Source organism: Paracoccus bogoriensis, from assembly GCF_019431455.1.
Classification (GTDB): domain Bacteria; phylum Pseudomonadota; class Alphaproteobacteria; order Rhodobacterales; family Rhodobacteraceae; genus Paracoccus; species Paracoccus bogoriensis.
In genome coordinates this window covers 16,828-40,075 of the sequence record NZ_JAHYSR010000027.1, presented here as the reverse complement: position 1 = coordinate 40,075, position 23,248 = coordinate 16,828, and the positions used below count along the sequence as shown (strand labels likewise).

Annotated in this window: 22 protein-coding genes; all 22 read right to left on the bottom strand. The window is 68.5% G+C overall.

All coding sequences use genetic code 11. The features are described 5' to 3' along the window. Positions 1–207: 207 nt before the first annotated feature. The 22 genes from KY389_RS12735 to KY389_RS12630 all read right to left on the bottom strand — a co-directional run bounded on the left by KY389_RS12735 (position 208) and on the right by KY389_RS12630 (position 23,172). Positions 208–2,103, bottom strand: coding sequence for a GmrSD restriction endonuclease domain-containing protein (locus KY389_RS12735; protein WP_246588114.1), 1,896 nt, complete (start codon positions 2,101–2,103; stop codon positions 208–210). Positions 2,104–2,353: 250 nt separating this feature from the next. Then, positions 2,354–2,611 (bottom strand): hypothetical protein, encoded by a 258-nt coding sequence (locus KY389_RS12730; RefSeq protein ID WP_219831371.1) that lies wholly within the window; start codon positions 2,609–2,611, stop codon positions 2,354–2,356. Beyond that, entirely contained in the window at positions 2,608–3,282 is a 675-nt protein-coding gene (locus KY389_RS12725) for a YcbK family protein (RefSeq protein ID WP_219831370.1), read from the bottom strand. Before KY389_RS12725 ends, KY389_RS12730 begins: the two co-directional genes overlap by 4 nt. A gap of 76 nt (positions 3,283–3,358) precedes the next feature. Beyond that, a complete protein-coding gene (locus KY389_RS12720) occupies positions 3,359–3,646 on the bottom strand; it encodes a DUF6127 family protein (RefSeq protein ID WP_246588111.1) in 288 nt (95 codons plus the stop codon). Beyond that, on the bottom strand, positions 3,643–4,734 hold the full coding sequence (locus KY389_RS12715; RefSeq protein ID WP_219831369.1) for a DUF2793 domain-containing protein: 1,092 nt from the start codon (positions 4,732–4,734) through the stop codon (positions 3,643–3,645). The genes KY389_RS12720 and KY389_RS12715 overlap by 4 nt, the downstream gene beginning before the upstream one ends. A 19-nt stretch (positions 4,735–4,753) precedes the next feature. Next, positions 4,754–8,707: a baseplate multidomain protein megatron gene (locus KY389_RS12710; protein ID WP_219831368.1), complete on the bottom strand. Its 3,954-nt coding sequence runs from the start codon at positions 8,705–8,707 to the stop codon at positions 4,754–4,756. A 6-nt stretch (positions 8,708–8,713) separates the two neighbouring features. Continuing rightward, positions 8,714–9,145 (bottom strand): NlpC/P60 family protein, encoded by a 432-nt coding sequence (locus KY389_RS12705; RefSeq protein ID WP_219831367.1) that lies wholly within the window; start codon positions 9,143–9,145, stop codon positions 8,714–8,716. Beyond that, positions 9,142–10,050, bottom strand: a complete 909-nt coding sequence (locus tag KY389_RS12700; RefSeq protein WP_219831366.1) for a DUF2163 domain-containing protein — start codon at positions 10,048–10,050, stop codon at positions 9,142–9,144. Before KY389_RS12700 ends, KY389_RS12705 begins: the two co-directional genes overlap by 4 nt. Then, the gene (locus KY389_RS12695; protein ID WP_219831365.1) at positions 10,047–10,673 is read right to left on the bottom strand and encodes a DUF2460 domain-containing protein; all 627 of its coding nucleotides are present in this window, start codon (positions 10,671–10,673) and stop codon (positions 10,047–10,049) included. Before KY389_RS12695 ends, KY389_RS12700 begins: the two co-directional genes overlap by 4 nt. A 60-nt stretch (positions 10,674–10,733) precedes the next feature. After that, positions 10,734–13,145, bottom strand: coding sequence for a phage tail tape measure C-terminal domain-containing protein (locus KY389_RS12690; protein ID WP_219831364.1), 2,412 nt, complete (start codon positions 13,143–13,145; stop codon positions 10,734–10,736). Positions 13,146–13,150: 5 nt separating this feature from the next. Beyond that, positions 13,151–13,288 (bottom strand): DUF7697 family protein, encoded by a 138-nt coding sequence (locus KY389_RS12685; RefSeq protein WP_246588115.1) that lies wholly within the window; start codon positions 13,286–13,288, stop codon positions 13,151–13,153. Between the two features lie 170 nt (positions 13,289–13,458). Next, the gene (locus KY389_RS12680; protein WP_219831363.1) at positions 13,459–13,809 is read right to left on the bottom strand and encodes a hypothetical protein; all 351 of its coding nucleotides are present in this window, start codon (positions 13,807–13,809) and stop codon (positions 13,459–13,461) included. Between the two features lie 12 nt (positions 13,810–13,821). Next, complete coding sequence (locus KY389_RS12675; protein WP_219831362.1) at positions 13,822–14,781, bottom strand: phage tail tube protein; 960 nt, start codon at positions 14,779–14,781, stop codon at positions 13,822–13,824. A 24-nt stretch (positions 14,782–14,805) separates the two neighbouring features. Beyond that, the gene (locus KY389_RS12670; protein WP_219831373.1) at positions 14,806–15,249 is read right to left on the bottom strand and encodes an acyl-CoA transferase; all 444 of its coding nucleotides are present in this window, start codon (positions 15,247–15,249) and stop codon (positions 14,806–14,808) included. A gap of 201 nt (positions 15,250–15,450) precedes the next feature. Further along, a complete protein-coding gene (locus KY389_RS12665) occupies positions 15,451–16,104 on the bottom strand; it encodes a DUF6441 family protein (RefSeq protein WP_219831361.1) in 654 nt (217 codons plus the stop codon). Further along, positions 16,101–16,418 carry a head-tail joining protein gene (locus tag KY389_RS12660; RefSeq protein ID WP_219831360.1) on the bottom strand — a complete coding sequence of 106 codons (318 nt, stop codon included), beginning with the start codon at positions 16,416–16,418 and terminating at the stop codon, positions 16,101–16,103. Before KY389_RS12660 ends, KY389_RS12665 begins: the two co-directional genes overlap by 4 nt. Beyond that, on the bottom strand, positions 16,415–16,768 hold the full coding sequence (locus KY389_RS12655) for a DUF2190 family protein (protein ID WP_219831359.1): 354 nt from the start codon (positions 16,766–16,768) through the stop codon (positions 16,415–16,417). Before KY389_RS12655 ends, KY389_RS12660 begins: the two co-directional genes overlap by 4 nt. A 69-nt stretch (positions 16,769–16,837) precedes the next feature. Then, complete coding sequence (locus KY389_RS12650) at positions 16,838–18,904, bottom strand: prohead protease/major capsid protein fusion protein (RefSeq protein ID WP_219831358.1); 2,067 nt, start codon at positions 18,902–18,904, stop codon at positions 16,838–16,840. A 9-nt stretch (positions 18,905–18,913) separates the two neighbouring features. Next, on the bottom strand, positions 18,914–20,434 hold the full coding sequence (locus KY389_RS12645; protein WP_219831357.1) for a phage portal protein: 1,521 nt from the start codon (positions 20,432–20,434) through the stop codon (positions 18,914–18,916). Further along, a complete protein-coding gene (locus KY389_RS12640) occupies positions 20,434–20,652 on the bottom strand; it encodes a phage head-tail joining protein (RefSeq protein WP_343222958.1) in 219 nt (72 codons plus the stop codon). The genes KY389_RS12645 and KY389_RS12640 overlap by 1 nt, the downstream gene beginning before the upstream one ends. Further along, positions 20,643–22,628, bottom strand: coding sequence for a phage terminase large subunit family protein (locus KY389_RS12635; RefSeq protein ID WP_219831356.1), 1,986 nt, complete (start codon positions 22,626–22,628; stop codon positions 20,643–20,645). The genes KY389_RS12640 and KY389_RS12635 overlap by 10 nt, the downstream gene beginning before the upstream one ends. Continuing rightward, positions 22,615–23,172, bottom strand: a complete 558-nt coding sequence (locus KY389_RS12630) for an elements of external origin (protein ID WP_343222957.1) — start codon at positions 23,170–23,172, stop codon at positions 22,615–22,617. The genes KY389_RS12635 and KY389_RS12630 overlap by 14 nt, the downstream gene beginning before the upstream one ends. Positions 23,173–23,248 lie beyond the last annotated feature (76 nt).

The following is a 23,248-nucleotide window of genomic DNA, read 5'->3' as shown; positions in this document are numbered from 1 at the left end:
CGGGGTAGAGCAGCCCGGTAGCTCGTCAGGCTCATAACCTGAAGGTCGTAGGTTCAAATCCTACCCCCGCAACCAGATTTATACGCGTTTCCAAACGCTTAAGCCCCGCTCCCCACGGGGCATTTTGCGTTCCAAAATCCGGGATAACAATAGGTCAACAAAGTCGTTCGGTCTCCGTTCGCGCAGCATGCTCGCTTCGTTCGATTGTTATTCGGCGGCTTGCAGCTCGCTGTCCTCGTCGTCCAGCAGAACTTCCTCGACCGGTTCGTCAGATCCAGACCCCCGATAGATCGGCTTTCCGATGGCCTTTTCGATCAATGCAAGCAGGGCCTCACGTCGGCGCGCGACGAAGGCGTCGAAATCATCGGCACGGAGCAAGGCTGGATCGATCAAATGCGACTCAAGGTGCCGATTGATCTCGTCGTCGGAAACGCCCCCCTGTTGCGGAAGCTTCGCAAGGTAGTGCGAAGGAGCGTCGCCCCCAATGATGCGGTTTGTCTGCGAGCTGAGCGGCGTCTTGTTGATGATGGTGTCGAAACGCTCACGCGGGATGCCCGCCTTTCGGCACCATGCTCTCGGGAATACATGATGAATGTCGACCGCTTCATCGAAGTAGGTCGTGTGATTGAACGGTTGGCCCGATCGGAAGTCGCGTGCTCCCTCATTCATCAGCAGCGCATGGACGCCCTTGTAGGCGGCGGAAAGGCGTGAGGTCATCGTATCCAGGCGCTCGGCACGGAAGCCCGCATCCTTGACGGTGGTCGGTTCCGCCCCGCCGCTGATCCAGGCGAGGACCTCTGCCAAATCCTTGGCGAAACGTGTCTCGATCGCCCCGCCGTAAAGCTCTCCGAAAACGCCACACCAGTACCACTGCGCGAGCTTTCGTCGAACTGCATCATGCTCCCATTGATCGCCGAGCTCCGTGAGGATCGCGGCGAGAGGGACGAGTTGCGACTGATAGGGCACGTCCTTGAACCAGTAGATGTTCTGGCTGAACAGGAATTTCCCGGCCTTCTTGAGGCCTTCCTCAAGCTTGGCCGAATACTTCTTGTAGGCCCAGAGCGGGACACTCAGCACCGTGTCGCGCGTGCAGCTGATGGCCGGCGCTTCGCCCGAGCGCCCCTCTGCAAGGTGAGCGAGGCGGCGATCGCGTGTGTAGAGCAATGCCAAGGCCTGGAAGAAATCCGTGGCCTGCAGGCGCGTCAGAGGATGATCCTTGAGCGCAATCGAGTCCTTGAGGCGCTTGGTGATCAGCGCCCACTCGTCGCGTAGATGAAACCCTTCTTCCTCTCCAGCGTAGATCGCAGTCAGGAGTTCGAAGGCGTCGAGTTTCTTGCCGCCGGTATTCACCTTCTCGAACACGAGACAGACGGCTTCCCGGCTGGTGCGGCGGCCCAGTTCGATCACGGGCATCTGGTACTGGTGGAAGGCGGCGAGCACCTCGTTGAGGAACCGAAACCAGAACTGCGTCTTCTCGCCGTCATAGCCCCAGTGGGCGACGAAGTTGGTCTGCCAGTCATTCCAATCGAAAATCCGATTGGTCGGAAACATGCACTGCTCGTACTCAGCCTCTTGCGACGACAGATCGCGCACGATCTCTTTGCCGAAGTTGCGGGTCTCGATCTTGCTTTCCGGCAGCCCCACAATGGCGTCGAAGCGATCAGCGCTATCGTCCAGCGCTTTCGCCATGTCGATATAGTAGAAGCGCCTGATCTTCTGTTTTTTGGCGTTGATTGTATCGACCACCGCCTGGCGCATCGTGGTCTGATAGAGGGAGGTGATCCGCTGTTGCCCGTCAAGGAGGAGCGCTTCCGGGGAAACCTGTTTTGACACCTCGGGGGCGCCCTCGATCGTCCTTGGTTTGAACCGGACATCTCCTCCGGTTTGTAGCGTCATTATTGCACCGACGGGAAATGACCGCGAAATCGATGCAAGCAAGCTGCGCAAGCCCTCATCGTCCCAGACCCATCCCCGTTGGAAGTCCGGCAGCTGGATATGTCCGTCGCGCGCCCGCTTGAGAAGATCGTCCAACGGTTTCTTCGTGCTATCGAACTCGACCCGCGCCATGTGCACCCCCGAAAAGAACAAGCGGATGCGCTGCATGCTTGGCAACGCCCAGCTCCTTCGTAGCCGTTGAGTGCTTGATAATCAACGCAAGGTGCGGTTGTGACGACGCTTTTACGGGGTCCTGAGCCGGTTGCACCCCATCGAATGGGCCCGCAGAACCGCATAGTCTACCAGCATCCCCTCGACCGCCGATCCATTCGGCAGAAGCTCCAACTCTGCCACTGCCCTCTCCCTGAACGCCTGATCATATTCCGCCACTGGCGGGCACACGGCAAGCCCGCCGGTATCAGAACCGCCCGTCGCGCAGGCGCTGAGCAAGGTCAGCGCGATCCCGAGGGCGATCGACGGCAGCTTCGAGCATACGGCGTTGAATGGCATTAGTCCGCTCCATGGTTTCCACGCGTTCGGCGAGGCGGCCGGTTCGTTCACCGGCGCCGCGCAGGTTGGTGAGGAAAAGGAGGATGGCGCCGGCGGTGGCCGCCCAGAGGGCGGCCTGGCGGGCCCAGCGCGATCCGGTGACAAGACGGAAGAAGAGCGCGATCATCGCCGGCCCCGCTTCCAGTCATCGAGACGGGCGTAGATCGTGAGCCCGATCCCGGCGAGCGCCAGGGCAATGAAGGCCCAGCGCATGGTGTCGAGATAGGGCACCAGCGGGGCGAGCGCGCCCTGCGTCTCGATCAGGATGTCCTCGGCGATCTCGATGCTCGCGGCCCCGATCGTCGCGGCACCGGCTGTTCCGCTGCCTTTCATCGTGCGGCTGCCGGCAAGCGCCTCTCGTGCGGGTGGCGCTTCCTCGGCGAACGGGACAGGGCGTGGCGGAAACGGCCCGCCCCAGCGGCGAGCAGGGCCGAGATCGATATGCATGAAGCCCGAGCGGGGATAGGTGCCGAAGCCCTGGAACCCCACCGCGCGGGCGGCCGCTGCAAAGGCCTCAGGGTCGTGGTTCGCCATGGCGATGTCGAACGCGGTGCCTTCCATGTGCTTGGAAGCGGGCGCGCCACCGACCCGGCGGTTGTGCTCGGGGCTGCGATAGGCCGAGCGCACGATCAGCGGCTTGCCGAGGCGGTCGCGCAACGCCTGAAGCTTGTCGAGGGCCTCGTCGTGGACGCGGAGCGATCCGGTGCCGCGGCAGGCGATCTCGGCCGGCGAGAAGTTCGGCCAGCGCCAAAGGCGGTCGGGCACGTCGCGCCAGTGGCGGTAATAGGTCGTGGTCATGGGAAGCCTCCAAATGCAAAAGGCCCCGCCTGTGCGGGGCCCGGTGGGGTGGATCGTGAATGGGTAAGGCGCGGCGTCAGCCGCCGTCGCCGAAGATTCTCAGCTTCACGGCGATACCGGCGAGGAGCGTGATGATGATGCCGGTGGTGAAGAGATGCACCGCGGTCTGCACGGCAGTGCGGCGCATGAAGCGGATCGAGGCCAGCAGGGATCGCAGATCGCGGATGTCGAGCGCGGCCTCCTTGCCATCGAGCCCGGCATCGGCCAGCGCGCGCTTCGCGCCTTCCTTGGCAGCCCGGGCCAGCAGCTCCTCGAACTCGGCCTCCGACATGCGCAGGTTGTCATCATGGCGGCGCGGGGTCATCCGATCTTCGTCCCCCAGAAGGTCGTGCCATTGGCCGCGAAATACCCATCCGCTGCGCGGAAGTATGCCTGAAGCTCGACGGTATCGCCTTCAGCCAAGGGCGTGAGCGTCTGAAGCCAGAGCGCGGTGGCCTCGGACTGGTGCGCGCCCGAGATTTCCCCGAAGCTGCCGCGGATCTCGGTCGTGCCGTTCAGCAGGAGCCGGCCGCGCATCCGGGCGTTGGTGCTGGCATTGACCTTGTAGAGCAGCGAGGCACCGAAGAGATAGGTGCCGGCCACGGGCGCGACGAACCGGTTGGTCCCTGCATCGAAGGCCCCCTGATCATTGTAATCGGTGTTGTTGATCCCGATCGTCGTCCAGCTGCCCACGCCCACGTAGTTGTCGTAATTGGTGTAGCCCTTGAAGCGCGGCAGGTTCGGCAGGTCGGGAATGCCGGTGCCTGGGTCGAGGATGAAGCCGTCGAAGAAGTCCGCGCCATTGGCCGAGACGGCAAAGCGCAGCCGATCGCTGCCGAAGAGCCCGATCAGCGCCTTCGTGACAAAGCCCGATTGCAGCACGAGGCCGAGATCATCGCCTGCGCCCTCCTTGTTCAGCGTGGTCGTCAGGCTGCCGGTGCCACCATCGCCGGCGTAGAGCGCGGTCCAGAGGGCAGCGTTGAGCTTGGCCGAGAAGGGCTGCCCGCTGGTGGCGTCCATGCCGATCCCGATCCGGGCGGCGTTCTGGATCGCGGCCTGCTCGGTGGGCAGAAGCTGCACCGCGCGCCAGGCGGAGGCCTCGCGCAGCCAGAGATGCCCATCCGCGATGTTGAACGCCCGCCAGCCCGGGCGCGGGGTGAGGCGTTGCCAGGCGCCGTCCACCCAATAGGCAATCTCGCCCTCCCAGCCGTCCCAGGCGCCGGTCGCGGGGCTGGCGACGATCCACGCCTGCCCGTCGCCTGGCGATCCCGGCGGATCGGCGAGGCTCGCGCTCTGCACGGTCAGCTGCACGGCGGCGTCGAGGAGCCGCAGCGCCTCGTTCACGGTGACATGCTTCTGCGCCTGGTTGGCGGCGAGATAGGGCAGCTGAAGGTTGGTGGAGTTGCTGCTCATTCTGTCCCTCGTTCTGTCGTCATGTCTGGATCACGGCATCCAGCGCCGCGCCCCGGCCCAGCGCGCCGATCTGGAACACCCGCGCGCGCAGGCTGGTGATGGGCCCGCCGAAATCAGCCGCCATCATCGCGGCCGAGTAGGTGACGGCCGGCGTGGTCAGCCCGGTGATCGTGCGCAGGACCGCGCCGCCCCCATCGAGGATCTCGATCTCGTATTCCTCGCGCTCTTCGCCGAGCGGCACCTCGGCCAGCACCCAGCTGTCGCCCGCGGCCGCGCGCGTGCGCCTGATCCATGTGATCAGGATCGCGCCATCGCCCTGGCGCTGCCCGCGCAGATGCACGGGGCTGTAGGGCCGCAGCCCGGCGCCTTCGGGCGTGAAGGTGAGCGCCGTGTTCACCGGATCGCCGGCCGAGGCGGTGGCCGGGCCGACGCGCCAGTTCCAGGGCAGGCCGATATCGGCCTCGTTGATCGAGAGCGGTTGCAGGGCGGCGTCCAGCACCACGACCGGCGCGCCGGCGGGGGCGGGGTTGCCGATCGCATCCTCCGTGCCGAGTTGCCCGCGCAGGAGCTGGGTGCAGCGATAGCGCCCGGGCGCGACGAGTTCCGCGCTGGCGAATTGCACGATCTCCCAGATCCCCGGCGCGCTTTCCAACGCCACGGCATTCTCGCCGGCGAAGAGCGCCTGATCCGAAACACTGGCGAGCGCCCCGGTCGGTAGGTCGATCCAGAGCTCGTTGCCGCGATCGAACCGGTGCGCGGGTCCGCCGAAGAAATCGAAGGCCAGCGTGCCGATCCGCGCGGGGCGCGTCGCCACGTCCAGCAGTTCGAACCCGTTCTCGGTGGCGCTGCGCCAGATCGCGGCCTGCCCATACCAGGGGCGCGCATAGATCGCGGCATAGGGCCGGGCCGCCGGGATCGCCTCGGCCAATTGCGGCAGGTTCATCAGCAGCACCTGCGGCGGGCCGGGCACGGTGGGGATCGCGGCGGAGGGTGTGCGGTCTGGCCCGGGCGGCAGATCGTAGATGGCCGGGTCGGTGCGGCGGGCCTCGATCCGGCGGAACTCGCCGTCCGAGAGCCGCGCCAAGGCATAATCCTGCGCGCGGCCATCATGCAGGAGCGTGACGACATCGGCGGGATCGAGCGCCAGCAGGGAGGGCGGCAGGGCAAAGCTTGCCTCCTCGCGCCCGATCCAGTCCTCGAAGAGCGCCCGGCGCGCGTGCCGATCGGCCTGGCCCTGGGACATGGCGATTGGGAAGCTCTCAGCGCCGATCCGGGCGGTGTCGACGGTGATGCGCCGGGCCTCCACGGTCAGGCCGCCATAGTCCGCATCGGCCGTGACCACCCGCCATTTCAGCGCCAGCGGCAGTTCGGTTTCCTGGCCGCGGGTCAGCGTAATGTCCTCGGCTTCTCGCCGACGGGCGGCCACTAGCCGCGCGGGATTGATCACGGCGGCAGGCTTGCCCCCTCGGGGGATGAAGCGCAGCGCGCCCTCGCTTTCCATCCCGTCAAAGCCGAAGAAGCGGGTGAGCGGTTCGATCGATCCCCGGGCGCTTTCGATGCCCGAAACCAGATAGCCCGGCACCGCGGCGGCCAGCCGGTCGGTATCGATCAGCCCCTCGGGCAGCCTGCCGCGGCGGCAGAGCGCGCGGACAAGCTCCGCGAGCCCGATCCCGCCCAGGCGGCCGCCCAGCCAATGCCCCTGCCGCCAGTTCGCGGCATCGGTCCAGACATCATCGCGGGCAGGGAAGGCCGGGAAAGGGCGCGCATCCCATGTCCAGATGCTGATCTCGTCCACCTCGATCATCGGCCCGCCATAGAGCGGCGAGACCGGGTTGCGGGCGGGATCGGCCCAGTAGGAACAGAGCGCCTCGATATAGCGGCGCTGGATCAGGTCGTCGCGGAACCCGCGCGAGAACCAGGGCAGGAAGCTCTCCGAGGATTTCGGGTCGAAGAAGACGTTCGGCTGGTTCGTGCCGCGATCGACGGCGGGCGCGCCGGCCTCGGTGAATCGGATCGGCTTCGAGCGCGGCACCCAGGCCGTAGGGGTGGCGCTTTCCACACCGCCCGGGCGGTCGAAATGCGGCTCGGACCACCAGCTGCGCAGATCCTTGTAGCGGAAGACCCACGGCTTGCCGACCGCGCCATCCGTGATCGGCGTGCGCACCTGCGCGGCGCGATCGGCGTCCGTGGCATAGAACCAGTCGAACCCCTCGCCGCCCTCGATATTGGCGCGCAGATAGTCGAGGTCGTAGATTGACCCCCAGCCCGCTTGCGCGTCGCGGTGATCCCCATCGCGCCAGTCGGAGAGCGGCATATAGTTGTCGATGCCGATGAAATCGATCTGCCCATCCGCCCAGAGCGGATCGAGATGGAAGAACACGTCCCCGCTGCCATCGCCCGGCTGGTGGCCGAAATATTCCGACCAGTCGGCAGCGTAGCTGATCTTCGTGCCCGCGCCGAGGATGGTGCGACAGGCACCGGCCAGATCGCGGAAGGCCTGCACGGCCGGGTAGGTGGCCGCGCCCGAGCGGATTTGGGTGAGCCCGCGCATCTCGGTGCCGATCAGGAAGGCGTCGACGCCGCCTGCGGCTGCACAGAGATGGGCGTAATGCAGGATCATCCGGCGCAGGCCCCAGTCGCCCGCCGGACCGGTCCACGCGACGCTCGTTCCCGATACCGCGAAGTTCGACGGCTGTGCGTTGCCGAAGAAACTCGCCACCTGCGCCCCGGCCGTGGCGGTCTTGTCGACCGTGCCGACGAAGCCCGGGGCGGGGGAGCAGGTGATCCGGCCGCGCCAGGGCAGGACCGGCTGGCCGATCTCGGCGGCGTTGTCGGAATAGGGGTTGGGCAGGTCGTTGCCCTCGGGGATGTCCATGAGCAGGAAGGGATAGAAGGTGACGCGGAAGCCGCGGGCCTTCAGCTCCTGAATGGCCTGCACCACCGCGAAATCCGCCGGCGTGCCGCCATAGATCGGATCGCCCTTGGCATCGCGGGAGACCAGATGCGCAGCGGATCGCGAAACCCCGTTCACCGACCAGCTTCGCGGCGTCGTGGTCTTCGCCGCCACCTCCACGCCCGGCCTGATCTGGCAGATGCCGGCGCGCAGATCGAGGCCGAACCATGAGACCACGAGCGAGACCGAGCGGCAGTTCGGCGCGCAGGCCTTCAGCTGGTCGATCGCCGCGACAAAATCCGGGACCCCCAGCGTGGAGTTCACGTTCTCAGGGATGCTCTCGCCCGCGCGCGCCGCCCGGGTGATCGGCTCGGTCGCATAGATGAATTCGCCTGCCGAGGGGATGATGTTCACGGCCTGCACCAGTTGCTCGGCCGAGGCGGGATCGTCGCTGGGGCAGAAGACCTCGAAGGAAAGCTGCGGCAGGCGGTTGCCGAAACGCTCAAGGGGCAGATCCTCGAACACGACATAGGCGGTGCCACGATAGGCCGGTGCATTGCCTGCGCCATCGAGGGCCTCGATATGCGGGTCGGGCAGCTGGTACTCGGTGCCGCGATGGAGCCGGATCACGGCGCCCGGCACATCAAAGGGTTTGCCATCCGCCCAGATGCGGCCGATCCCGCCGATCGGGCCTTCGCAGAGCGCCACGGCGAAGGAGGCGAAATAGCTGTATTCCGTGACGCGGACGCCGCCGCCGCCGCCCTTGCCGCCGCCGCCCTGGCGGGTGGTCTTGCTCTCCTCGCGGAAATCCGTGGCCCAGATGATGTTGCCGCCCACGCGCATCCGCCCATAGACCCGCGGGATCACCGCGCCCTCGGTCGCGCTGGTCACGCGCACGTCTTCGAGCCGCGGGCCATCGATCCGCTGGGTGGGGCCCAGCGCCGCGATCAGCCGCGCGTCGATCGCGGTGCCGATGATGGAGCCGATCGCGCCGCCGATCGCCGCCCCGGAAAACCCGAGAAAGCCCGCAAAGCTGCCGCCGATCGCACTGCCGGCGGCGGTGAGGATGATGGATGCCATGGGAGATCAGCCCGGAAACAGGAAGGCGAAGCGGGCGCGGCGCGCCCAAGAGGGGGTATAGGGATGCAGGACCACGCCCGTGCCCTCGTAGGCGTGGAGGAAGCGGCCGCGGCCGGTCAGGATGCCGCAATGCTTGGCTGGCGCGTGCGGCGCCATGCGGAAGAGGATCAGCGCGCCGGGGCCGACCTCGGCCAGCGGCACCTCGATCAGGAAGCGCCGGGCGGCTTCGGCCAGAACCTCGCGGCCGCCCGCCTCGCCCCAGTCACGGGTATAGGGCGGGATCGGCAGAGGCTCGGCCCCTTGAAGTGCGCGCCAGACGCCCCGGGCGAGCCCGAGGCAATCGCAGCCGGCGCCACGGGTGCTGGCCTGATGCTGGTAGGGCGTGCCGAGCCAGTCCAGGGCGGCGGCGATGACGCGGGCCGGATCGGCAGGCGTCATGTGTTGCCCCCGTCCACGCGCACGAGCGGCCGGCCGCTGTTCGCATCACCGCGGTTCGGATAGCGGACGACCAGATCGTCGCCAGGCATGGAGGGGAAGCCGCGGAAGTTCATGGCATTGGCGAAGCGGTCGCGGCAGGTGGCGAAGCGCTTGTCGCAGCCGGCACGGATCGAGAAGCCGTCGCCCGGCGCCATCGGATGCACCGGCGGCTCGATCAGCGTTATCCGGGCGGGTTCCCCGGCGCTGTGGCTCGCCACTTCCGCGCGCCTGCCCGCATTGGCGCCGCTCGTCCAGTGGAGCGTGCCGAGATCGAACCAGCCAGGCGCGAAGCTGGCGAGCGCGCCTGTAACCGTAAAGCCCCGATCGCCCAGCGTCTCGGCGACAATGCCGCTCGCGGAATACGCCGCGCCATCGAGATCGATCCCGCAGCGCGCGTCGCCCAGCGCCGCGTCGCAATAATACTGGTAGGTCCGGCCTACCGGCTGGTTGAGATAGTGCGAGAGCGAGCGGACCTCGGCGACGAAGGCCACCTTGCCGCGCCGGATGCGGCCGATATTGCCGCGCCGCATGAGCACGCGCTGTGCCGGTGCCTCCCAGTTCACCCGCCAGACCTCGACCACGGCATTGTCCCAGCGCCCGTCCAGAATGTCGGCCTCGGTGATCCGCTCGGAGGTCAGCGCCCCTTCGGCATCCTGCGCGTCGACCGAAAGCTCGGCGCCGGCCCTGATCTCGGAGGCCGTGAAGCCGCTCTCGGGCTCGAAACTGGTCCCCGCGAAGGCAAGCGGGCGGTCGTGATCGGTGAACCCGAGCACCACGCCATCGGCGCGGGTGATCTTCCAGCACCATGCCAGCGTGGTCGCGCCAGTATCGAGATGGGCCTGAAGGCCGGGGGCCAGCGTCTTCATGCGCGGATCTCCACAAGCGGGATCGAGGTGATTGATCCGAGGCGCTCGATATCGAGGGTGACGGGCAGTTCGTCGGTGTCGAAGCGCACCGGAACGTCGAATTCGAAGCCGGCGGTGACGCTGACGCCGGGGGCGGGCGGGGCGGCGAAGGTCACGATCCCGGTGAGCAGATCGACCGACCAGCCGGAAGGCTGCGCGACACCGCCCAGCGCGATCGTCACGGTGGCGGCCACCGGCTTGGTGATGATCCGCGCCCAGGATTGCGCGCCGCTGGTGTAGGCTTTGACGAGCTGGAACTCGGTGCCGGTCCCGTCACCCTGGCCGATCAGCTGGTCAACGGGGCCGGGCTGGGCCGAAGGCAGGCAGGATTTGTGATCGGCCCAGTCCTTCCAGCGAAACCCGTAAAGCCGGCCGCGGCGGGCCTCGAAGAAGGCGATGACCGCGGCCAGATCATCGGCGCGGCGGATACCATAGGCGGCGTCATAGCGCCGGCGCGAGTTCGCCCAAGGGCTGTTGCGCTCCTCCTCCCCATTGGCGAGTTCCACGATCTGCGTGCGCCGCTCGGGCCCGCCGCGGGCACCGCGGCTGATATTGTCCGGAAACCGGATGTCGTGAAACGCCATGAAGAGTCCTCGTGTTCGCGCTTCGTGCCCGGAAGCCGGTGCCCACGCCTCCTGAAGCGCTCAGAGACCTCGCCGCCCGAAGCCCACCGCCCGGGCGATATCGGCCGCGATCTGCGCCTGGCTGGCGCGGAAGCTCTCGGCATCGCGGGCATTGATCACCACGGTGGTGCCACCGCCGGCCTCCCATTCCCGGGTCTCGCGCCGGTTCAGAACCCGCTCGCCGCGTTGCAGGATCGCCGCCTGTTCGTCCGGCTTCAGCCCGAACCCGCCGCCCCCGTGAAACCGCGGCGCGCCCGCGAAGGTCGCGGCCGGCACCATGCGCGTGGCGCCACCCGCCCCGACGCGCCCGCCCTCGTGGAAGACCCCGGCGATGACATTGGCGAGGCCGGCAAAGAGCCCACCGCCCGAGCCCAGCGCCCCGCCCAGCGCGCGCGCCAGCGGTCCCAGCACCGCCTGGCGGATGGAGAGGACCGCGAGATCGGCAAGGATCGAGCGGACCAGCGAGCTGAATTCCAGCTTGCCCGTCGAGACGAACTGGCGCACGGCGTCCTCGGCCCCGCTGAAGGCGCGGGTCAGGCTTTGCTCGATCGTGTCGGCGATGGTGCCAGCGCGCTCGGCATAGCTTTCGAGCGCCCGGATCGCGCCCGACAGCGGGTCGCTTGCGAGCGCCAGCCGCCGCCGGGCCTCGGTGCGTTGCAGGGTGGCGAGCCGTTCGGCCGCCCGTTCCGCCGCCCGGGCATAGGTCTCCTGCGTGATGGCGCCCGCGCCCAAGAGCCGGTTCAGGGTTTCCAGCGTCTCGATATACTCCTCTGTCGCCGTGCGCACCGAGCGGGTGACCGCCTCGCCCTCGGCCGCGATGCGTTGCGCGTCACGATCGGCACTGGCCGCGCCGCGGCGGCTTTGTTGCAGGTCGAAAAGGCTGTTCGCCAGCGCTTCCACCCGGGCGCGTTCCTCGGGGGAGGCGCTTTCGCCCAGGCGCGAGAGATAGCGCTCCACGAATTCCGCGCGTTCATTGCCGAAGCGTTCGAGAGAGCCGGCCAGCCCGTCGATCAGATCGCGGGTGCGCCCGGCCTCGCGCTCGGCCGCTTCGCGCGCGGGCCGCTCGATTGCCTCGATCCGCCGCTCGGCGATCTCGCGCGCGGCCCGGATGGCCTCATCGATCGCGGCCGAGTTGCCCTCGGTGCGCAGCCGTTCCAGCTGGGCCACGGTTTCCGAGAGGCTTGCATTGATCGCATCGAGGCGTTCTGTGGGCGTCGCCAGCCCCTCAAGCTCGCTCTGCAATGCCCGAAGCCGGTCAAACCCTTGCTGGGTGCGCTGTTCGAGGAGCGCCTCGGCCCGCCCCTGTTCGGCCTCGCGGATCGCCTCGGATTCCCGGCGTCCGCGCCCGATCACCGCCTCGATTCGGCGCTCCAGTTCCGCGATCTCGGCGCGCGCGGTGCGGGCGCGGCGGATCGCCATGGGCCCGCTCTGGTCTGCGGCCGCGGCCAGCCGATCTTGGGCCTCGGCCAGCTGGCTGGTGAGCCGGATCACCGTGCGCCCGACATCGCCGCCATCGGTCAGATCATCGATGATGCTGCGCCAGCCGCGCGCCGCAGAGGCCGTGCGGCGCAGCACGCCTTCCAGAAGATCGCCCGCGCCGGTGGCGATCGCCATCTGCTCGGCGAGCGCCGCGATCTCGTCGCGCGCCTGTTTCGCGGCCCCCGCAAGCCCGCCGGCCTCGGCCTGGCTGGCGCCGGCGATCACTTCGTTGAGGCTTTCGAGCACGATACGCTGCGCCGCGGCCGTGTCGCCTACCGCGATGAAGCTCTCCACCAGTTCGCGCTGCTGTTCGGTCAGAGCGAAACCCTGCTGGCGCAGCCGCTGGAAGCCGGCGATCGGGTCTTCCAGCGCCCGGCCCACGCTCTCGATATTGGCGAGCAGCGAGCCGCCATAGATGGCCGACAGGTCCTGCGCCGCCTGCAAGGCCCCGCGGAACTCGTCGCCCCCGATCGAGGGGAAGGTCGCGAGCGAGGCCGCTGCTTCGAGAAGCTCGCGCTCCGAGAAGAAGGTGAGCCCTGCCTGTTCCTGCGCCAGGGCGCGGATTTGCCCGGCGGTCTGGCCCGCGGCGCGGCCGGTGCGCGTGAGCACCTGTTCGAGCCGCAGGAAGGCGCGCTCGTTCTGCGAGGCCTCGCGCAACCCCAGCGTCAGCGTGCCCACGACCGCGCCCAGCGCCGCGGCGGCCGCAGCGCCGGCGGGGCCAAGACCGCGCAGGGCCGAGCCCGCAATCCCGGCCTGTCCGCCCAGCGCGTCCATGCGCCCGCCAAGATCGGCGGCGACATTGTCCACGACCTTGAGCCCCGCCGAGGCGGGTTGCGCGCCTTTCTCGATCAGTTCCAGCGCGCGCTGGCCTTCCTGGCCGAGGGATTTCAGTTCGGCCTTCACGCGCTCGCCGTCGCGCACTGAGAGCCGGACGCCGATATTGCGGGTGCTCATGGGGATCAGTCCGTCTTAAGGGCAGCGTTGAGGGCGCGGATCGCCACCGGTTCGATCGCGGGCAGCAACTCGGCCGCGATATGCGCCGGCACGCCCAGCGCCCGGCCCAGCGCCAGCGCCGCCGTGAAATCCCAGCCCAGCACGCCGCCCGGGATCGCGCGCAGCTGGCCCGTGAGCCGCAGCGCCAGATCCCAGACCTGCCAGGCTTCAACGCTGTGGGGCCGGTGAAGGGTGTAGGGGCATTCCGCGCAGCCCGTGCCGCAGGCCGCGCAATAGCTCTCGCCCCCGCCGAAATGCCATTCGGCGAGGGCGATCAGACGTTTTTTTCCGCGTCCAGCACGAGGGCGGGGGCAACGTAATCGAGCTCGAAACTCTCGTAGATCGGCCAGAGATCGAGGAGCGCGTCGATATTCTCGGGGCTGGGCTCGGCGGGCGCGTCGTCCGGGCCGGTCACGCCCTCCCATTCCAGCACGGTCAGCCGGGCGATCGCCTTGCACACGGCCAGCGCGCGCTGGTTGCGCGGCGCGTCCTCGCCCAGCGCCAGCACGGCGGGATCGCTGCGCGCGGCCATCATGACGGCGGAGGTGAGGGGCGCGAGCTTCAGCTTCACGCCGTGGTTTGTGTCGAACCAGAAGGGCTCGGCGGCAAGGTTGAGGCGGATCATGGGGGCTCCGGGTCAGGGGTTCGGGTTGTCGTAGCTGTCGAGATCATTAATCAGCGTAGCGGTCGCCATGCGCCCCAGCACGGGATCGCGCGCCGCCTGCCAGGCGAAGCTCGCCTGCACACCGCCCGGGCCCTGAAGCGCGAGCCGGGGGCGGGGGAGATAGACGGCATGCGCCGTCAGCGTGAAGTGCGCCGCCGGCCCGGCGCTGTAGGTGAATTCGATCTCCGCCGGGGCACCATTCACGGCCTGATCCAGCAGTGTCTGATCAGCAAAGCGCACCTCGATCGTGCCGGCCAGTGAGGCGAGCGATGGATCGGCCCCGTCGATCCGGCCGTCGCCGCGGATGGTCTCGATCCGGTCGAGATTGTTCGAATAGGTGATCTGCGCGGAGACGACATTGCCGAGCGGGCTGCCGTTGCGCGTGATCTCGCCCTGGAATGCGCCGAAGCGGGTCAGGTCCATGCCGTTCAGCGTGCCGGCAGCGGAACTCGCCGCGACCGTCTCGCCCTGGCCGATCAGGCCCACGGTCGCGGTGATCAGCCCCGAGCGCTGCATGGTCCAGCTGATCTGGTTGAGGACGCAGCCCGCATTCATCGCGAAATGCGGCACCTCGGGCATGCCGATTTCGATCGCCATCGAGGGCAGGGTCCAGCCGCCCGACTGGAACTCGTGCGTGAACACCCCGGTGTCCTCGGTCGTCACCGGCGCGCCAAACGCCCCCTTGAGCCAGACGCCCCAGAACCGGGCATCGATCGGCACGGTGATGTCACCGTCATTGGTGATCGCATCGCCGATGGGCGCGATCGGGTCGCGGCCGTAGCCCAGCAGTTCCGAGTTCAGGAGCGGCTGCTCGCTGCCGATGTTGGATTGCGCAAACGGCATGCGCCAAAACCGCCCCGCGGCCGGCGGCGTGCCGTAACTCGTCTCGAACGCAAGCGCCATCTGCGCCCGCGCCCCCTGGGCTCGTGCCATGTCGTGTCCTTTCGATGTCGGAAATCAGAAGAGGGGATCGGCGGTCTCGTAGGTCATGACGATCCCGATCGTCGCGGCCTTCAGCCCCTCGGCGCCGTCGATCGCTAGCGCCAACGCGGCCGGGGCCTCGCCGATCACATAGTCGCAACACCCGCCGAGCGTCCGATCGAGGGCGAGGGCCTCGCCGATCGCGCGCTTGAGTTTGTCATAGGCCAGATCCCGGTCGAAGGCGTTCGATGCCTCCACGGCAATGTCGACCTCGGCGCGGTGCTCGTAGAGAAACCGCAGGGGCGACATCAGAACCTCGGGCTCGCCCGGATCGCCGTCGCGCAGGATCGCCACGCCTTTCGGCGGGATGCGCTCGGGCAAGGTGACATTGCGCAGGAGTTTCGCGCCAGCGGGCAGGGTTGCGCCCAGCGCAGCGAAAAGCGCCGCGAGGGCGTCCTCGGCGGTGGTGGGGGTGGTGATGTTGTGCTCATCCAGTTGAGGCAATTCGTTCGGCGGGTTATCCTTCTTGCCTTGGATCGGAGGCTGCGATGGCGCGGACACTGAAGGACAAACTTGATGAGCTTGATCCCGAGCGCCGCTCGCGCATTGAAGCCGAGGCGGCGCGCCTGCTGGCGCAACGGAGAAACAGCGGTCAGTCGCGCCCAGGGGACGAAGCTGTCCCTAGCGCTGAGGCCAGTTGGCAAGAATGAGGTCCGGCAGTCGGCCTTCCCAAAGCCGCGCGGCGCGATCGAGGTCCAGCCGCTTGGGCAGCCGCACCTGCGGAACGAGGATGAAGACCGGGATCGTCTGGCGGCCGGCGAGGCGGGTGTAGCTGTTGCCATCCCGGCGGCGGGTGACATTGGCAACGGCGCGACCGCGCGCGGTGAGCCTGGCGTTGTCGATCACGAGGAGGCTCGGCGCGCGCGGGCGATAGACGAAGCGCAGGCGCAACCCGGTGCGCCGTTCCCAGCCGCCCGGCGTGATCCGCTTGCGGCCTTCGCCATATTTGCCGGCGGCCTCGGTCGGGATCGCGAGGAAGAACCCGGCCTTGGAGCGGATCAGCACGCCGCGGTCGAAGGCATCCACCAGCTTGCCCGCGCGGCTGTAGACCAGCGCCGCGGCGTTCAGCGATTTGCGCCCGGGCGGGAAATAGCGCTCGCGGATCGTCCGGGCCAGACGATCGCCGAGCCCGCTTGAAACGATCTGCCCCCGCCACGATCCCTTGAGCCCGGCAGCGGCCGCCCTGACGCCTACAGTGACGGCGGTTTCCGCGGCGGCGATCTCCTCGGCCATGAAGGCGTCAAGATTGCCTTGAAGGGCCGCGACGATTCTCATGGCTGCACCCGCGCTTCCGCCGACCAGATCAACCGCTCGCCATCGCGCAGGGGCTCGCCGAGGATCTCGAACGGCTCCCCGGCAATCTCGATCAGATCGCCCTGGGCGAGGGTGGGCGCGTCCGAGATGCGCAGTTGCAGGACCACCGTGTCGGTGACGAACCGGCTTTCGCCAAAGCCCGCGATCCGGTCGGGGCGCTGGCGGATGACCTGAACCGGCTGGCCGGGCCCCGCACCGCCCGGATGCCAGACCGCAGGCAGCGCGAGGTTGGGATCGGCGAAGATGATGTCCACCGCCGCAGCGAATGCCGTCACGTTGCCACCGGGATGCCAAAGCAGGCATTGAGCCGCACCCGGCCCAAGGTTTCCAGCGCGCTGTCGCCCACCGGCTGCACGGCAATGCCGATCAGGCGGTTGCCGGTGGCGACGGTCGTGCAGCGCTTCTCGGCCGCGTCCCAATAGATCGCCGCGCCGATCGCCCATTCCTGGCTAGGCGCTTTTGGCAGATCGAACACGCCCGAGAGCTTGAGCACGACCTCCGCGCCGCTGCTGGCAGCGCCCTCGGCCACGCCGAAGAGCGTTTCCAGCAGCACACCCTCGCCCGAGGCGATGTCGGCAGGCGCCGGGATGGTGAGCCGATCGCCCACTGCGATGAAGTTTTTCATGGGGGTCTCCCTGGACAAAAGGAAAGGGCGGCTGTGGGGCCGCCCTCATGCGCATGGTGATGGGGAGGATCAGCCGCCCGCAGGCGCGGCGCCCTCGTTGCGATAGAGGCCGCGCCAGTCGATGGCCTTGGAGGCGAAGTCGTGGCGGGCCTTGATCTCGATGCCGTCGACCTCGAAGCCCATCCGGGTCTCGGTGTAGACCCCCTGTTGACCTTCGAGATAGGCATACTCGATCGTGTCGATCCGCGCAGGATCGGCGGCCAGGAACCACGGGTCTTCGCCGGTGTCCGGGATCAGTCGCGGTTCCTCCACCACCTCCAGCCGGCCGGCGAAGGTGTTCACATCCGCCGTGTTCGCGGGCGTTGTCGCCGTGACCTGCTTGCGGGCCTCGACCGAGCGCTGGCCGGGCGGCACGATCAGGAACCGCGGCAGGATCGAGACCAGCCGCTCCTCAATCCCCTTGTGCTTGCCGAAGAGCCGGTAGGCCTCGGCCAGCGCGGCTTCGGTGATCGCCGAGGCAGTGCCGATATTGCCATGCGCGGCGTCGAACAGGTTTACCCCGTCGCCCATCGCCGGGTTCTGCTTCAGGATCGCATAGACGATGTCGGATTCCAGATCGGCCGCCGAGGCCCCGAAGGCTGCGGGCACCCGGGTGAAGGCGTCGAGATCGTCGTTGATCAGCGTCTGCCGGGTGATGCCGACGATCCGGCCATAGGTGGCCAGCGCATAGACCTCTTTCGCCTCGCCGATCGTGCCATAGGTGAACTCGCCCGATTCCAGCACCTTGTGCAGGTCCGGCGCGCCGCCAAGCTGGGTGCGCTGCACGGGCTTGAAATCGGCGATGGTCGCGCGCCGGGCCCAGGCGGTGAAGGTGCGCGGGGTCGAGGCATAGGCATCGCGCAGGGTCTTGTTCGCGACATTGGCCAGGATCGCCGGGAAGTCGCTGGTGGAGTGATAGCCTGCGCCCGAGCGCATCGAGAGCGCCGCTGCGGCCGCTTCCAGCTTCGACATGCCGCGCGTGCGGGTGCCGCGGCGTTCCAGCGCGTCCTTGGCGAGTTCAATGAGCGACATGCCGCGGAACTCGCGCGCGCGATCGGGCAGGGCATAGCTGCCCGGCGCATGACGATGCAGCAGCGCCTCCGTCACCGCGTCGCGATAGGCGGCCTCGGTCTCCATGCCGCCGCGGGCAGTGGCGGCGACCGGTTCCGACCGGCGCGCGCCCGCGCTGTCGGCCTCGGCCAGGGCATCGAGGATCGCGGCCCGGGCGGCATCGAGCGCGACGCCGCGACCGATAAGATCGGCCGAGAAGTCGCCGTCGAGCCCGTGGCGCTGGCAGAGGCTCATGATCTCGGCCGCGCGCCGGCGCTCTTCCGCCCGGATATCTTCGGCCGAGGGCGCCGGTGCCGGCGGGGTCGCCTGCGGCGCGGGATCGGGCGTCGGAGTGGTTTGGGCGGTGCGGGTTTCCGCAGCTTGGCTCTGGGCGTCACCGGTTGCATCGGCACTCGCCCCCGCGGGGGTGTCTTTCGGCATGGGGGTCCTCATGGGTTGGGCCGCGGCAGGGGCGGCGGGGGGATCGCACCGGATCAGGGTGCAGGGGTGGTTGGCGGCGTCAGTGTCATCGCCGCGCACACGGGCGCCGGGATCGGCACCGATCGCCACGGCGGAAAGCTCCATCGGCTCCCAGTCGACCGCGCGCCACAGCTCGGGCGCGCCATCGCGCTTTTCGATCTCGAAACGGTGGACGCGGTAGCCGACCGAGACATTGCGGATGATCCCGGCCTGAATGTCGCGCCAGATCGGCTCCACCTCGGGCCGATCGCTGAACCGGATCAGGGCCGTGCCTATCCCGTTCGCGATCCGAACCGAGCCCTCGACCACGACACCGAGGATGGCATCGAGCCGGCGGCTGTCATGGCTGTTCAGGAACGGCGCGCCGCCGTTCAGCCGGTCGAGCCGGACATTGTTCGGGCCGATCATCAGCTCCTCATCGAAATCATCGTCAAAGAACCGGCGCCGGCGCACGGTGGCGCCGGTGGTCCAGATCACTTCGATGGTGCGGGCCTCCGCATCGGCGCTCTCCGCGCGCAGCGAGGCCGCCCGCGCCAGCACGGGCAGGTCGATTTGGTCTTTGGGCATGGGGTTCCGTCAGCTCTGTCCGCCCTCGGGCGGTGTTTCGGTGGCCGGGCGCGGCTGCGTCAGCCCCGCCTGGCTGACCCGGCGCGGGTCGGAGTCGAGCACCAGCCCGAGGCTATCGGCCAGCGCGAGGAACTCGGCGTATTCCGCCAGCACCTTCTTCGGATCATAGCCGCGCTTGGCGATCTGCTGGGGCAGGGTGGCAAAGCCCGCGCGGGTTTCCAGGAGGTCGGTCTGGGCGTCCTGCAACGGGTTCACGCTCTCGAAGCTGGGCGGGGCCCATTCCGCTGGCACGTCTGCGGTGGGGATCAGCCCGGCGGTGAAGGCCGCGTCGAGAAACCAGCGCCAGACCGGGGCGCAGAAGCCGGGGATCACGATCTGCCATTGCATCGCGTCGATCATGCGGCGGAACTCGTTCAGCCCCGCCCGGATCGAGGAGAAATTCACCTGAGACAGATCCCCGGTCATCAGCTCGTAAGGGACACGGAAGCCGGCCGCGATGATGTGCAGCTGCACCCGGTGCCATTCGTAGACGCCCGAGGTGCTGGCCGGCTGGTTGAACTTGATGTCCTTGCCGCCGCGGGCATAGGCGATCAGCCCCGGCTCGAACTGCTCGACGCGGTTGCCCTCGCCGTCCTGAATGACCGGGGCGATCGCCTGCTGGTCCTCCTCGGCCCCGAAGACGATGCCGACGAGACAGGCCTCGGTTTTCTTGCGGACGAGTTCGGCGTTCTGCCAGTCATCGACATCGCGCAGCGCGCGGATCGCGGGCGTCCCCCAGGGCACGCCGCGGGATTGCACGCGCTGGCGCTCGTAGAGATGGGCGACTGCGCCCGCATCGATCCGCACCGCTTCCATGCGCCGGCCGAAGGTCGGCGACTGGTCCCCGGGATGGTCGGGAAACATCCAGTAGGCCCGACGCCGGCCGTCGCGATCGTACTCGATGCCTTGGGCGATGCGCCCGCCGCCGGGCGTATCGCCGAACTTTGCGCCGTCCAGATGATCGGCCTCCTTCAGCTCGATTTGTAACGGCACCGGCAGGCCGTCCCGCATGCGGCGGCGCCGGCGGATGGCGAAGACCTCACCGCCCTCGATCATCTCGCGCACGGCAAGCCCGGTCAGCCCGTGGAAATCGGTGTGGCCATCGGCATCGCAATGATCCGACCAGCGCGCCCAGAGACTGTCGACCAGCTCGTTGAGCGCGGGATCGGCACTGGCAGCGCGCGGCCGGATGCCCGAGCCCACGAGGTTGTTGACGAGCACTGACACCGCACGCGCGGCGAGGGGGTTGTTGCGCACCAGATCACGCATGCGGTCGCGCAGGAGGCCGCCGGCTGCAGCAATCTCTGCATCGGCCGCGGTGCCCGCGGTGCGCCAGCCCTCGGTGCGGCGGCCCTTCTGCGCGGCATCATAGGCCCGGCGCAGGTTGCCCAGCGCCACCCGGGCGGCATAGCGTTTCGCGGCAGCCCGCGGGGCAACCAGCGCCAGTGCACGATCGAGCGGGCCGAAGGTGACTTCGTGCGGATCAGCCATCAGCGATCCCCTCGGCGAAACCCGGCTACGCCCGCCACGGGCAGGGGCCGGCCGCGCCCGGCCGCGATCTCGCCCTCGATCGTGCGGATGCGGCGCAGGAGGTCTTCAGCATTGCCATATTCGACCGTCTTGCCCTCGTAGCTCACCCGCAGGGTGCCGGCGGCGAAGGCGCGCTTCAGCGCCGCAAGTTCGTCATCAGTGAAGGACATCAGAACCATTTCCCCCGGCGGTTTCCGAGCCAGTCGGAGTTGCGTGTCGGCTGCCCGGTTGTCGTTGGCCGGTTCGGCTGCCCGGCGGGCGGGGCGTCGTTGCGGCCGATGGCGATCTGCTCTTCCAGTTCCGCCCAGCGCCGCTCGTCCCAGCGATCGAGCCCGATCAGCCAGGCCGCGGCGCGGGCATAGACCCGGCAGTCGAGCGCCTCGTTGCGCTCGCGCATCTGCTGCCATTCCAGTTTTGAGTAGCCCGCGCGGGTCCGCACGGTCATGAGCTGTTCGGCGGTCAGCTGCTTGATCCATTCCGCCGTGGTGCCCTTGGGCAGATGGATGAACCCGCCCGGCCAACCGGCCCCCTCGGCCCGTTCCTCTTCGGTGGGGGCGGAAAGGCGCAGGAAGCGATGGGTCTCCGACTTGAAGACAGATACCGACACCTTCCAGAGCCGCACGCCGCGCCTGATCTTGCGCCCGCCCTCGGTGGCTTCCACGAAGGTCGGGCCATCCACGGGCGTGGAGCGATCGAACCCGCCGATGCCCTTGATCGGCACCACCTGCCCGGGGCCGGCACTGCGCGCCCAGGCATAGACGGCATCGGTCGTGGCCCCGTCGCCCGAGTCGATCGCGAGCCGAGCCAGTGCCATCGGCACACCCGAGGCGTGCGGCCAGGTGCGGCGCAGGAAGTCCGTGAGGCCTGCCCAGATCTCCGGGCGGGCGGTGTCACCGTCCAGAACAACGTGATCGACCAGCCAGCTTTCCAGGTTCCGCCCCCAGCCCCAGATGTCGATTTCGATCCGGTCGCGCTGCACATCGGCGCCGGCGGTCAGGATCAGCACGCCCTCGGGGGCCGCGCCCAGCTTCCAGTCCTCGCGGCGGTCATAGAGCCGCTGCCAGTCGGGCGCCTCGCCGCGTTCCTGCCAGGTTTCGCCGAGCACGGTGTTCTTGATCGTTTTCAGGGCGGCGTCGTTGCCTTGTGCCTGTTCCCAGCGCCGGGCGATCTCCTCCCAGCTAAGCCAGCCCAGCGGCGAGTAGAGCCCGTTGATGTGGAAGCCGATCAGCCCGCCGCGGCGGGCCTCTTCGGCGCGTTCGGGCTCGGCCGTCGCCATCCAGCAGGCGCCATTCTCCTCGGCCATCATCCATGTCTTGTGCCGCTCGGCGATCGGCTCGTCGCAATGCTCGCAGAGATAGGCGGCTGTCTCGGGCCGGCCGGGTTTCCAGCGCAGGCGCTCGAACTTCAGCCATTGCAGGGCACCACAATGCGGGCAGGGGACGTGATAGCGCTGCTGGTCGGACAACTCGAACTCCCGCTCGATGCGGCTCAGCCCCTTGAGCGTCGGGGTGGAGACCACGAAGATTTTGCGCCGGTGGCCGAAGCTGTCGGTGCGCGCCTCGGCGAGCGCGATCGGATCGCCCTCGCCGTCGAGATCGCCGGGGTAGGCGTCGACCTCATCCAGAAACAGCCAGCGCGCCGGCATCGAGCGCAGGCCCACGGCCGAGTTCGCGCCGGTCAGGATCAGCTGCCCGCCGGGAAACCGCTTCGCCAGCACCGTGTTGCCGGCGTCCCGCGAGCGCGAGGGCAGCACCAGTTCCCGCAGATCGGGGCTTTCCTCGATCAGGGGTTCGATCCGCTGCTGTGAAAGGCGTTTCGCCAGATCCACCGTGGGCTGCACGGCCAGGAACGGCCCCGGCGCGCGGTTCATGCAGAAGCCGATCCAGTTGTTGCCGGCTTCTGTCGCGCCGACCTGGGCGGATTTCATGAAGACGACCCGCTGCACGGGGCTCGCCGGCGAGAGCGCATCCATGATCGCGCGCATGTAGGGCGTGCGGTTCGTCCGGTAGGGCCCGGCCTCGGAGGCCGCGCGCGAGGACAGCACCCGGTGCCGGTCAGCCCATTCCGACACGGTGAGCGCGGGATCGGGCGAGAGGCCGCGGGCCCAGGCACGGCGGATATCGCCCGCACCCTCGAAGGGTTCAGCGGAGTTCAACCTTCACCTCCGCCAGTTCGCCCAGATGCGCGCGCACATGCCGTTCCAGAACCGTTTCCATCTGATGGGCCTCCACGCCGAGTTCCGCGGCCATCAGCGCCGCCACCCGGGGCGGCCAGTTCAGCCAGGCATCGCGCTCGCGCCGCGCCAGATCGAAGACCATCGCCGTGGCACGGGCGCGATCGACCAGCTCGCCCTTCATCTTCTGAAGCCGGACCCGGGCGGTCTGGGCCTTCAGCACCTCGTTCGCCATGCGGGCGCGGACGAATGACACCTCGCCGCCGCCCTCGGCCGCGCCGGGTTCGCTGCCCGCCTCGCGCAGCGTGTCCTTCACCGCGTCCAGCGCCGCCCGGGGCACGGGCTTGTTCAGCGCGGCCTTCGCGGTGGCGGTCGTGGCCGCGGTCTCGGCGGCCGTCGCCCGGGCATGGGCGCCGCGCTGCTGGGCTGGATCGGTGCGGGCGTCCCACATCGCATCGGCGCGCGCGGCGTCTATCGTGCCGTCTGCTTCCGTGACGATCCGCCCGGTGGCGATCGCCTTGCGCACTGCGCTTTCGCTGCATCCGCGATGCGCGGCATATGCCCGCCGAGAGAGCCCCATCGGTTCAAAAATATCCTCTTTT